The sequence below is a fragment of the Bacillus sp. FSL R5-0820 genome (genome assembly GCF_038593385.1).
Classification (GTDB): domain Bacteria; phylum Bacillota; class Bacilli; order Bacillales; family Bacillaceae; genus Bacillus; species Bacillus altitudinis.
The window spans coordinates 1077011-1088986 of sequence record NZ_CP151991.1 but is presented as its reverse complement, the minus strand read 5'-3'; the positions used below and the strand labels follow the sequence as shown (position 1 = coordinate 1088986).

Here is an 11976-nt window from a genome sequence, read left to right as displayed (position 1 = left end):
CTACCCACCTTTTAATCTCGTCTGAAAAATCCAAGAATATTGGTTGTTTGAACAATATTTGTAAAGGCTTTTGGATCGACTTCCTTTATAATTTGTTCAAGTTCATACAGCTCATACCTTGTAATGACAATGACCATCATTTCTTTTTGTTCATTGGTAAATGCCCCTTTTGCCGGAACAGTCGTAATCCCTCTGACCATTTTTCCATAAATGGCTTCTTTGATTTCATCTGCTTTCTTTGTCACAATCATGGCAGTCAGCTTTTCATGTCTCGTATGGATAGCATCAATTACCCTAGTCGTCACATATAATGTGACAAGGGTATATAAAGCTTTCTCCCAACCTTGTAACAATCCTGCTGTAAAAATGATAATTCCGTTTAAAATGAAGAAATACGTGCCCACTGGTTTGTCTTTCCATTTCGCTAAAATCATCGCAATAATGTCAAGGCCGCCTGTAGATGCCCCATATTTCAGTGTAATCCCAATGCCAAGTGCAGAAATGACTCCGCCAAATACAGCATTTAATAAAATATCTTCAGAAACACTTGTCTCTGGTAAAATGCCGAGGAAAATCGTTGTCAGTGCCACACTAATAATGCTATACAAAGTAAAGGAACGACCAACCTTCATCCAGCCTAAAATGCCGACCGGAATGTTTAAAATAAATAATAGGATTCCTGTTGATAAATAAAACGGTGCATATTGATCGATTAAACTAGATAATAGCTGGGCAACCCCTGTAAAACCACTTGCATATACGTCAGCAGGGATTAAAAATAAATTCAGCCCAATCGCATTGAGTAAGGCACCAATGACGACGACGATGAATTTTTTTGCTTCTCCAATGAACATGTTGTCATTCCTCCACTTACCATTCTCTCTATGGTTTTCCCTAAAATTTAGAATTTGAACACGAAAAAATGATTTTCTATGATATAGTTAGGCTAAAAAGATGTAAAATATGGTTGATTTTTTTAGAAAGAAGGGATTTTGATGACTGTTCATATCATAGCAGACAGTGCTGCTGATCTGCCTCTTTCTTATTATGATGAACAAAACATGACACTCATTCCGCTTCGTGTATTACTCGGCGAGCAGGAATTTGAGGATTTGATCACCATTGAACCAAAACAAGTATTTGATGCGATGAGACAAGGCGCAAGTCCAAAAACATCACAAGCTTCACCGAACCGGATCAAAGAAGCCTTTGTTTCTGCAGCCCAAACCCATACATCCGCTATCTATGTTGCCTTTTCATCAGAGCTTTCAGGTACATACCAAACCGCTGTGATGATGGCAAACGAAGTGAAGGAAGAATACCCTGATTTCGATTTACGAATCATTGATTCTAAATGTGCTTCACTTGGTTATGGACTAGCTGTCAAACACGCTCAATCACTTGCCATTGACGGAAATACAATACAAGAAATTGAAACGTCTGTAAAGCATTTTTGTGAATCTTTACAACATATTTTTACTGTAGACGATTTATCGTATTTAGCAAGAGGCGGAAGAATCAGCAAAGCGTCCGCATTTGTTGGCGGATTGTTAAGTATTAAACCCATTTTACACGTTGAGGATGGTAAACTGATACCCCTTGAAAAAATTCGTGGCCGTAAAAAATTGTTGAAACGCATTATCGAGCTGATGAAAGAACGCGGATCTGACTGGTCTAGTCAAACTGTTGGCATTAGTCATGGAGATGACCCTGCACTTGCAGAAGAAATGAGACAATTAATCGAAGCCGAATTTCATCCAAAAGAAATCGACATCCAGGTCATCGGCGCGGCTGTTGGGTCCCACTCAGGCCCTAGCACACTTGCCATCTTCTTTACAGGCAGCCCATCATAAAAAGCACCCTTCCCTGAAACATCACGGGAAGGGTGCTTTTCTTATGATAGCTTAAATCGGTGAACGGTTTCGTTTAACCTTGCTGTCATACTCATCAGTTCTTCTACTTGTTTGTTCATTTGATGGAAAGATTGCAGTTGTTCGTTTGCCGAGGCAGAAATTTCTTCGCTGCCCGCTGCCGTTTCTTCTACAACGGCACTAATATTTTCAATCGAGTGCAGCACTTGTCCGCCAAGCTCTGTTGATTGAATAATTTGGTCATTTAAGACCGCCATTTCTTGCTTAATATGTTGTGCTTTTGTTTCTATATCTTCAAAGGAGTGTGAGGTTTTGTCCATTGCATCTTGCTGCTGAAGTGATAGCTTGACCCCTTCTTGTACAGTTTGGCTAATGGATTGAATGCCTTTTTCAATATGACTCACCATGTCAAAAATTTGTCTTGTTGCACGAGACGATTCATCTGCCAGCTTACGAATTTCGTCCGCTACAACGGCAAACCCTTTTCCAGCTTCTCCTGCTCTTGCCGCTTCAATCGCCGCATTGAGTGAGAGGAGGTTTGTCTGGTCCGCAATATCAGAAACCGTTTTGGCCATTGCGGAGATTCCGCTTGCGTACTGAGTGAATTCTCCTGCAGACTCTTCAATTTGTCTCGTCGCACGTGTATTTTTTTCAATGGCTGCTTTTGTTTCTGTTAACGTGTGCTTTCCGCTTTCTACCGCTTCAATGGCATCCTCTGTACTACGGATGACTGTATGTGATCTTTCGGAATTCTTACGGCCATGTGAATCCATTCTCTCAATCAAACTAACGCCATGCTGAAGGTCTTCTGAAATCGCTTGTGAACCATTCGCCATTTCGTCTGTCGATACAGACACTTGATTGGCCGATTCCATAAGCTTTTTGTTTTCATCATCTAACTGAACCGAGAATGATTCTACTTGGCTTGATACATGGCTGATTTCTTGAATCAAGCTAATCAGCTGATCCGTCATTTGATTGAACGACTCATTTAAGCCACCGATTTCATCTTTCCGCTTGATGTTCATCCGCTCCACAGCGAGGTTTCCTTCGGCAATCTGTTTTGCCCGGTAAGAAAGGGATTTGATTGGTGTCACAATGGATCTCGTTAAACCAATATTTAAAAAGACGGCGATGACAATCAGCGTGAGGGCTGCGACAGATGCACTTGTGATGATCCTTTGCACATTGTCTGCCGCCTCCTCTAAATGGTATTCATACGCTTCTTGTGCTCTTTTATTCATCGTATGCACGTCGTTTAAAACACCGTCAATTCTGGCAGCCACTCGTCTGGCATCAGAGGCATTTTTTTCACCAATGGCATTGTTTGCTTCTTGCGTCCATGTGTCAAACTTTGAATTTAACCGTGTGAGGGCTTCTTTGTTCATATTTCCTGCGTTTTTGTTTAACGTTTGCAGCTGTTTTTTCGCTGTCGATATATCGGTTTGAACGACCTCTAGCTGTTCATCTGAAAGGGTCATGGAATAATTGGTCATGGCTTGTTCGACACTTTCAAAGCTGGCCTTTGTTTTTTGTACGTTCAGCAAGGTTTGAACTTCTTCTTCGCTTGATGACTGAATCTTTGTCATGCTCACAATAATAAAGGCAATTACACCAACCGCTAAAAGAAGTGAAATGAGTGAGTTGAGCAAAATTTTGATGCGTAAGCTCATGATGCTGCCCCCTCTTCTTTCAGAAGTGTCTGCTTCAGTCCATTTAATTTCTTGGTCAATTTCTCAGCATCTTTGAGCACCCGGATTCTCGCCATATCGATTCCGTCATTGCTTAAGTCATAAACGATATGCCCGCTTTTGATGTTGCTGCTTTTGACGAGCTGTTCGCTGAATTGATAAACGACTTCATCTACGTTTTTGACCATAGACGAAATAACGGCTTTTTCAGCTGTATAATACTGATCGCTGTCCACGCCGATTGCGTATTTGCCTTGCGTTTGCGCTTCTTTTAATACACCAACACCCGTATAACCGGCTGCGGCATATAAAACATCTGCTTTCTTTTTGATCATGTCTTTCGCTATTTTACTGCCTTTGCCTGCATCACTAAATGTACCAGCATACGTGGATACGACCTTAATTTTCGGATTCACTGATTTTGCGCCTTTTTGATAGCCTTGTTCAAATCGATGGATCACCTCTGCATCGACTCCGCCCACAAAACCAATGACATCGCTTTTTGTTGTCATGGCAGCAAGTGCTCCCGCTAAATAGCTGCCCTGCTCTTCTTTAAAAGTCACTGATGTGACATTTTTCAGTTCAGACACAGCATCAATGAGTAAAAATTGCTTTTTCGGATATTTTTTCGCTACCTTTTCTAAGTCTTCTTGCATACTGAAACCTACACCGATGATCAGGTCATTTCCATCTTTCACAAGCTCGGTCAGCCCTTTTTCATATGTATCGGTTTCTGCAATTTCTCTATAATCGAATTCAATGCCAAGCTCATCACGTGCTTTTTCTAATCCTTTAAATGATGAATCGTTAAATGATTGATCACCAAGACCATCATCCGTCAGCATGACACCAATATGCTTCGCATTTGATATCGGTGGTCCTCCCTGCTGATTGCTGCATGAGGCGAGTACCATGATCATAGCTGCCATCAGAAGTAATGAAATCTTCACTTTCATCCAAAAACACACTCCTTTTATCATCCTTACCCCTTATTTATCGGATTTGAGAGTCATTGTTTCAATGATAAAGTGAAGGATTTTCAGCTTTTTTCATGACTTTTTTCACTGAAAAAAACCATTATTTATGACAAAAATAAAAAAAGTGAGCAAATGCTCACTTCAGATTGTTGACAAAGGGCTAAAATGAACTTGATTTTAGCCCTTTGTCTTCTTTTCAGCGTGATAGAAAACCTTTGCAGTCTAGGAAGTACAGCTACTTTTACGGAGCGAATTTGACATTCGTGAGTACCAGCGCGCAGGACTGACAAAGAATGCGAGGGTTTGTCTACACGCTGAAAGTGAGCAAATGCTCACTTTTTCTCGTATGTCCACCCTTCTTTTTGGTAAACAAGATCATTTTTCATCAGATGACCTAATGCTCGTTTGAAGGCTGCTTTACTCATTTGAAATCTTTCCCGGATATCTTCTGGATCACTTTTATCCCCGTAAGGCATTGCACCGTTTCTCGTTCTCATATAAGTTAAGATTTCTTCTGCATCGACTGATAACGCATCCTGCTTTCTCGGAAGCAGTGACACATTGACAGTTCCATCCTCTTTCACTGCAATCACGCGTCCAGTCACGGTCGATCCGAGTCTTGGTTCTTCTTTTCGCTCAGTACGATGGATAAATCCTCTAATCCCTGTATCTGTCAGCATAAAAGAACCTGTCGCAATTAAGCGATAAATCGTTCCCGTAATTTCTTTGTTCATTAACGTTTCTGGCGCCTCAGTAAATAATTCACTGATCACATCTTCAGTGGCTGGTTTTGCGAACATTCTCCCGTAACTTGTCACTTTGAGCATACAGTATAGTTTGTCGCCTTTTTTCGGCCACGCTTCCTCAAAAGGCGGGAGGTGTTCAGTTGCAACAAGTGCATCCTTTGACAAACCTATATCGACAAAAGCACCCATATCTTCTACAACGTCTACGACTTCTACCCAGTCGTATGTATGTGCATTGATTTTAGGAATTTTCATCGTCGCTGCCAGTCTTTCCTCATGATCTACATATAAGTAGACCTCTACTTCATCACGATCTCCAATATCCTCTGTCATCTCACTGCGATGTAGGAGAACAGAATCTTCGCCATCTGTTAAAAAGTAGCCGTATTCCATCTCGTTATCTATTTGCAAGGTCAGTTGCTCACCTGGTCTCATGTTCTCTTCCTTCCTATCTGCCCTTAAAAGAGCGTTCGTTCATCTTTTGATTCACTTTATTCTACTATACTTCTGTCATCATGAACATCTCTAGTTCTGTTAGCTAAAGTGGACAAACTGTACTTGAATTATACCGCATACATCTGAACTCTCTTCGATAAAGTTTCTTCTTCCCCTATGGGCATGATAAAATAGACGCAATATCTATAGTTGGAGGTCATATGTGATGGCAAAAGAAAGTTCATTTGATATTGTATCGAAGGTGGAGCTGCCAGAGGTGCAAAACGCCATTCAAGCAGCACTGAAAGAAATTAAAAACCGTTATGATTTTAAAGGAAGTAAAAGTGATATTTCACTAGAAAAAGAAGAACTCGTTCTCATTTCTGATGATGACTTCAAGCTGGAGCAGCTAAAGGATGTCCTTGTGACAAAACTGATTAAACGAAACGTACCGACTAAAAACATTGACTACGGAAAAACAGAGCATGCCCTAGGTGGAACCGTTCGCCAGCGTGCAAAGCTGATAAGCGGGATTGATAAGGACAATGCCAAAAAGATCAATGCCTTGATCAAACAATCTGGTATAAAGGTAAAGTCGCAATTTCAAGATGACCAAGTGCGTGTGACAGGAAAAAATAAAGATGATTTACAAGAAGTGATGGCGCTCATGCGCAAGGCAGATTTACCGATTGACGTCCAATTTATAAATTTTCGATAAATTTCAAATTTTCCATTGATTATTTCCGATTTTTTCGATACAGTTGATGGAAGTTCAATTCATTGACATGTTCATATCGCTTTCTTATCAAGAGAGGCAGAGGGACTGGCCCTGTGAAGCCTCAGCAACCGGTGTAGTAGAAATCTATTTTCTATGACCAAGGTGCTAAATCCAGCAAGCAACTGCTTGGAAGATAAGGAGAAGAATTTCCATACAGCCAAAAAGTCTTCTTCTTATCAGAAGGCTTTTTTTGTTACATAGAAATAAGGAGGAAACCAATGGGCCTATTACAAGACTTACAAAATCGCGTACTGATTGCTGATGGAGCAATGGGAACACTTTTATACTCTTATGGCATTGACCGTTGCTTTGAAGAATTAAATTTATCAAAAGAAGATGAAGTCAAAAGAGTGCACGAAGCATATGTGCAAGCTGGAGCGGACATTATTCAAACGAACACATACGGTGCGAATTATATTAAACTATCCCGCTACGGTTTAGAAGAAGAAACAAAACGCATTAACACAAAAGCTGTACAAATTGCCAAAGCAGCCGCTGGCTCAGCTTATGTCCTCGGAACGATCGGCGGCATTCGAACATTTAACAAAAATGCCTACTCTTTAGACGAGATTAAACGGAGCTTTAGAGAACAGCTCTATATCCTTTTAAATGAAGAGCCTGATGGATTACTGCTTGAAACATATTACGATATTGAAGAAGCAAAAGCCGTTCTTGAGATTGCTCGCAAAGAAACAGCGCTTCCGATTGTCATGAACGTCTCCATGCATGAGCAAGGTGTATTGCAGGACGGTACACCGCTAAAAGACGGTTTATCTGAATTATCCTCACTTGGCGCTGATGTCGTCGGCATTAACTGCCGATTAGGCCCTTATCATATGATTCAGGCACTTGAAGGTGTTCCACTTTTGGAAAATTCTCATTTATCTGTCTATCCAAACAGCAGTCTCCCCTCCCTTGAAGAAGGCAGACTCGTCTATGATACAGATAATGATTATTTCCGAAAAAGTGCAATTGAGTTTAGAAATCAGGGCGCACGAATCATTGGAGGCTGCTGCGGAACAACCCCTCAGCATATTAGTGCTATGGCTGAGGCGGTCAAAGGTTTAGCACCTATTACCGAAAAAGAAGTGAAAGTATTAAAAGAAGAAATCATTTCCATCCAAGATCAACGGACAGAACCAGGTCTTGACGAGCTGGCTGTGAAAAAACGTTCAATTATCGTCGAGCTGGATCCACCGAAGAAGCTGAACTTTGAAAAATTCCTCGTCGCAGCGAACGAATTAAAAAGTGCAGGCATTGATGCCCTCACGCTGGCCGATAACTCTCTAGCTACCCCGCGTATTAGCAATGTGGCATGCGGCGCTTTATTAAAACAGCAGCTTGATATGCGTTCACTTGTCCATATCACATGTCGTGATCGCAATTTGATTGGACTCCAATCCCACTTAATGGGGCTGGACACACTTGGACTAACCGATATTTTAGCCATCACAGGCGATCCGTCTAAAATTGGAGACTTCCCAGGTGCGACATCTGTGTATGATTTAACCTCCTTTGATTTGATCCGTCTGATCAAACAATTTAACGAGGGACTATCTTTCTCCGGGAAGCCGCTCGGGAAAAAGACCAATTTTTCAGTGGCTGGCGCGTTTAATCCAAATGTCCGTCATATTGATAAAGCGGTCAAACGCCTCGAAAAGAAAATCGAATACGGTGCCGATTATTTTATTTCACAACCTGTATACTCTGAGGAACAGCTTGTGAAGATTCATGAAGAAAGCAGACATTTGGATAAACCGATTTACATCGGTATTATGCCGCTAACAAGCAGCCGAAACGCAGAGTTTATTCATCATGAAATTCCCGGCATTAAATTGTCTGACTCGATTCGTGAGATTATGGCCAAGGCAGGCGAAGATAAAGAAAAGCAGCGGACAGAAGGGTTAGCGATTGCCCGCTCTTTATTAGATACAGCTTGCGAATTGTTTAATGGTATCTATTTAATTACCCCTTTCCTTCGATCAGATTTAACAGCAGAACTGACAACTTACATCCATCAGAAAGAAAAGGAGCCAAACATCCATGCCAACTATCACTGAACAGCTCAAAAAACGCATCCTCGTCCTTGACGGTGCAATGGGCACAATGATTCAAAACGCCGATCTCACAGCAGAGGATTTCGGTGGAGAAGAGTATGAGGGCTGTAACGAATATTTAAACGTCACAGCCCCTCACATTATCTCCACGATTCACCGGCAATACCTAGAGGCAAGTGCTGACCTCATTGAAACAAATACATTCGGTGCGACGAAGCTCGTTCTCGATGAATATGGACTTGGCCACCTCGCCTATGAATTGAACGTAAAAGCAGCTCAGCTGGCAAAGCGTGAAGCAGACCGTTTGTCGACACCAGAATGGCCCCGCTTTGTAGTAGGCGCAATGGGGCCCACTACAAAAACATTATCCGTAACAGGCGGCACAACTTTTGAAGAGCTCGTTGCAAATTATGAAGAACAAGCCCGCGCCCTGATTGATGGGAAATGTGATGCTCTTCTTTTAGAAACGAGTCAAGACATGCTGAATGTCAAAGCTGGATTTAAAGGCATTCAAGAAGCCTTTCACGCAACCGGTATTGAGCTACCACTGATGGTGTCAGGGACGATCGAACCAATGGGCACCACCCTTGCCGGTCAAGATATTGAAGCCTTTTATATCTCACTTGAGCATATGAAACCAATCAGCGTCGGACTAAACTGTGCAACTGGTCCAGAATTTATGACAGACCATATCCGTACACTTTCCTCCATCTCAAAGTCGGCTGTCAGCTGCTATCCAAACGCTGGTCTTCCTGATGAAGAAGGACAATATCACGAATCCCCTGCTTCGCTTGCTAAAAAAATCGCCGCTTTTGCAAAAGAAGGCTGGTTAAATATCGTTGGCGGCTGCTGCGGTACAACGCCTGCACATATTCAGGCATTATCAGATGAAGTACGTCCGCTTCAGCCCCGCAGCATGTCGCATGAGTCATCACCGCATACCGTATCAGGAATCGAGCCCCTCATTTATGAAGAAGCGATGCGCCCCCTCTTTGTTGGTGAGCGCACAAATGTCATTGGTTCACGCAAATTCAAACGGCTCATCGCAGAACAAAAGTTTGAAGAGGCAGCAGAAATTGCCCGTGCTCAAGTGAAAAATGGCGCTCACGTCATTGATGTGTGTTTAGCAGACCCTGATCGTGATGAGATAGCAGACATGGAAGGCTTTTTAAAAGAAGCCATGAAAAAAGTGAAAGCTCCTTTTGTCATTGATTCAACCGATAAACATGTCATCGAAAAAGCACTCATGTATTCTCAAGGAAAAGCCATTATTAATTCTATTAATTTAGAGGATGGAGAAGAGCGCTTTGAAGAGATTCTTCCGCTTGTCAAGCTATATGGCGGCGCACTTGTTGTTGGAACAATCGATGAAACAGGGATGGCCGTCACAGCAGATCGAAAACTTGAAATTGCCGTAAGATCCCATGACCTGCTCACGAAAAAATATGGAATCCCTGCGAGTGATATCATTTTTGACCCGCTTGTCTTTCCAGTAGGTACTGGAGACGAACAGTATATTGGTGCTGCTGAAGAGACGATTAAAGGCATTGAGCGAATCAAAGCAGTACTGCCTGAATGTCTCACCATTTTAGGCATTAGTAACGTGTCTTTCGGACTCCCGCCAGTTGGTAGAGAAATATTGAATGCCGTTTATTTGTATCACTGCGTCAAAGCAGGGCTTGATTATGCGATCGTGAATACTGAAAAGCTTGAACGCTTCGCTTCAATTCCAAAGGAAGAAATCAAGCTGGCTGAAACTTTACTTTATGAAACAAATGATCAAACCCTTGCTGAGTTCACACAATTTTATCGCGGGAAAAAGAAAACAGAGAAGAAACCAAAGATCTCCTTATCGCTTGATGAAAGACTGGCACTCTATGTCGTCGAAGGGACGAAAGAAGGCCTGATTGATGACCTTGCCCTTGCTTTGGAGAAATTTGAATCACCTCTTCATATCATCAATGGACCATTAATGCAGGGAATGTCAGAGGTTGGGCGCCTTTTTAATCAAAACGAATTGATTGTAGCTGAAGTGCTTCAATCCGCTGAGGTCATGAAAGCATCTGTTTCATACCTTGAGCAATTTATGGAGAAAAAGGACGCAAGCGGCAAAGGGAAGATTCTCCTCGCCACCGTCAAAGGAGATGTCCATGATATAGGGAAAAACCTGGTCGACATCATTTTGAGCAATAATGGCTTTCAAGTCGTCGATCTCGGAATCAAAGTAACCCCACAAACATTGATTGAAGCGGTGCAAAAAGAAAAGCCAGATATGATTGGACTATCAGGTTTACTTGTCAAATCAGCACAGCAAATGGTCTTGACCGCTCAAGATTTACAAAAAGCAAACATCTCTGTTCCCATTTTGGTGGGCGGCGCGGCGCTTTCACGGAAGTTTACGAAGATGAAAATTTCGCCTCAATATGATGGCCCCGTCCTTTACGCCAAAGATGCAATGGACGGTCTGTCTTTAGCGAATGAATTAAGAACGAACCCTCTTCAATTTCAAACAAAACCCTTAGAGGATCAAGAAACGCTCCATAAGGAAAAAGAAACAACGCAGCCAAAAGCTGTGATTGAATTACTAGAAAAACGCGCGACACTTCCGGAGGCAGCGATATTCACGCCAGAAAATACGAAACGCCATTATGTACGGGATATTGATTTGCACCACATAATGCCCTATGTCAATGAGCAAATGCTGATCGGCCATCACCTCGGTTTAAAAGGAAAGGTCAAAAAGCTCTTGGCTGAACAGCATCCAAAAGCATTGGAGTTAAAACAGCTGATCACAGATCTTCTTCAAGAAGGCAGAGAGAAAAACTGGTTTGCACCTGCATTCGTCTATCAATTCTTCCCTGCCAATTCAAATGGGAATGACCTGCATATCTATGATCCAGAAGCGCCTGACCGCGTCATTGAGACATTCCAATTTCCAAGACAGGAAAAACTTCCGTACCGGTCTATTTCTGATTATGTGCGGAAAACCGGAGAGAACGAGAAAGATTATATCGCCTTATTTGCAGTGACGGCTGGTGCCCGCATACGAGAAGTTGCGCAGCAATTTAAACAAGAGGGTGACTATTTAAAAATGCATGCGGTCCAAGCTTTAGCACTTGAGCTTGCAGAAGGCTTGGCTGAACGAACGCATCAAGTAATTCGTGATAAATGGGGATTCCCAGACCCAGTCGATTTCACGATGGAGAAACGGTTCCAAGCCAAATATCAAGGTCAGCGCTATTCCTTTGGCTATCCAGCGTGCCCTAATCTAGAAGACCAAGAAAAACTATTTCACCTGCTGCAGCCAGAAAAAATCGGGATTCATCTCACAGAAGGGTTTATGATGGAGCCTGAAGCATCCGTTTCAGCCATTGTCGTTTCTCATCCTGAAGCTCGATATTTTAACGTTCACTAAAAAAAC

Annotated in this window: 8 protein-coding genes and 1 riboswitch; of the genes, 4 read left to right on the top strand and 4 right to left on the bottom strand. The window is 42.2% G+C overall.

Features of this window, described 5'->3' with window-relative positions; translation table 11 throughout:
- Positions 1–11 precede the first annotated feature (11 nt).
- A complete protein-coding gene (locus tag NST15_RS05470; protein ID WP_007499067.1) occupies positions 12–854 on the bottom strand; it encodes a YitT family protein in 843 nt (280 codons plus the stop codon).
- A 141-nt stretch (positions 855–995) separates the two neighbouring features.
- On the opposite strand from NST15_RS05470, the gene NST15_RS05465 reads away from it, so the two are divergent.
- The gene (locus NST15_RS05465) at positions 996–1853 is read left to right on the top strand and encodes a DegV family protein (RefSeq protein WP_008348544.1); all 858 of its coding nucleotides are present in this window, start codon (positions 996–998) and stop codon (positions 1851–1853) included.
- 41 nt (positions 1854–1894) lie between these two features.
- Here NST15_RS05465 and NST15_RS05460 read toward each other — a convergent pair whose 3' ends face one another.
- The 3 genes from NST15_RS05460 to NST15_RS05450 all read right to left on the bottom strand — a co-directional run bounded on the left by NST15_RS05460 (position 1895) and on the right by NST15_RS05450 (position 5720).
- Positions 1895–3544, bottom strand: coding sequence for a methyl-accepting chemotaxis protein (locus NST15_RS05460; protein ID WP_342498925.1), 1650 nt, complete (start codon positions 3542–3544; stop codon positions 1895–1897).
- A complete protein-coding gene (locus NST15_RS05455) occupies positions 3541–4518 on the bottom strand; it encodes a BMP family ABC transporter substrate-binding protein (RefSeq protein ID WP_342498924.1) in 978 nt (325 codons plus the stop codon). The genes NST15_RS05460 and NST15_RS05455 overlap by 4 nt, the downstream gene beginning before the upstream one ends.
- Positions 4519–4871: 353 nt before the next feature.
- Positions 4872–5720 (bottom strand): S1 RNA-binding domain-containing protein, encoded by an 849-nt coding sequence (locus NST15_RS05450; protein WP_017366998.1) that lies wholly within the window; start codon positions 5718–5720, stop codon positions 4872–4874.
- A 226-nt stretch (positions 5721–5946) separates the two neighbouring features.
- Here NST15_RS05450 and NST15_RS05445 point away from each other — a divergent pair, with 226 nt between their 5' ends.
- The 3 genes from NST15_RS05445 to metH all read left to right on the top strand — a co-directional run bounded on the left by NST15_RS05445 (position 5947) and on the right by metH (position 11970).
- The gene (locus NST15_RS05445; RefSeq protein WP_076821901.1) at positions 5947–6438 is read left to right on the top strand and encodes a YajQ family cyclic di-GMP-binding protein; all 492 of its coding nucleotides are present in this window, start codon (positions 5947–5949) and stop codon (positions 6436–6438) included.
- 81 nt (positions 6439–6519) lie between these two features.
- A riboswitch (SAM riboswitch) is annotated at positions 6520–6638 on the top strand.
- 78 nt (positions 6639–6716) lie between these two features.
- On the top strand, positions 6717–8558 hold the full coding sequence (locus NST15_RS05440; RefSeq protein WP_342498923.1) for a bifunctional homocysteine S-methyltransferase/methylenetetrahydrofolate reductase: 1842 nt from the start codon (positions 6717–6719) through the stop codon (positions 8556–8558).
- Positions 8542–11970, top strand: a complete 3429-nt coding sequence (gene metH / locus NST15_RS05435) for a methionine synthase (RefSeq protein ID WP_282900486.1) — start codon at positions 8542–8544, stop codon at positions 11968–11970. Before NST15_RS05440 ends, metH begins: the two co-directional genes overlap by 17 nt.
- Positions 11971–11976 lie beyond the last annotated feature (6 nt).

What these genes read in the sequence shown, in the direction of transcription:
- NST15_RS05470 (WP_007499067.1), bottom strand. Translation starts at nt 854, where the DNA reads ATGTTCATTGGAGAAGCAAAAAAATTCATCGTCGTCGTCATTGGTGCC.
- NST15_RS05465 (WP_008348544.1), top strand. Translation starts at nt 996, where the DNA reads ATGACTGTTCATATCATAGCAGACAGTGCTGCTGATCTGCCTCTTTCT.
- NST15_RS05460 (WP_342498925.1), bottom strand. Translation starts at nt 3,544, where the DNA reads ATGAGCTTACGCATCAAAATTTTGCTCAACTCACTCATTTCACTTCTT.
- NST15_RS05455 (WP_342498924.1), bottom strand. Translation starts at nt 4,518, where the DNA reads ATGAAAGTGAAGATTTCATTACTTCTGATGGCAGCTATGATCATGGTA.
- NST15_RS05450 (WP_017366998.1), bottom strand. Translation starts at nt 5,720, where the DNA reads ATGAGACCAGGTGAGCAACTGACCTTGCAAATAGATAACGAGATGGAA.
- NST15_RS05445 (WP_076821901.1), top strand. Translation starts at nt 5,947, where the DNA reads ATGGCAAAAGAAAGTTCATTTGATATTGTATCGAAGGTGGAGCTGCCA.
- NST15_RS05440 (WP_342498923.1), top strand. Translation starts at nt 6,717, where the DNA reads ATGGGCCTATTACAAGACTTACAAAATCGCGTACTGATTGCTGATGGA.
- metH (WP_282900486.1), top strand. Translation starts at nt 8,542, where the DNA reads ATGCCAACTATCACTGAACAGCTCAAAAAACGCATCCTCGTCCTTGAC.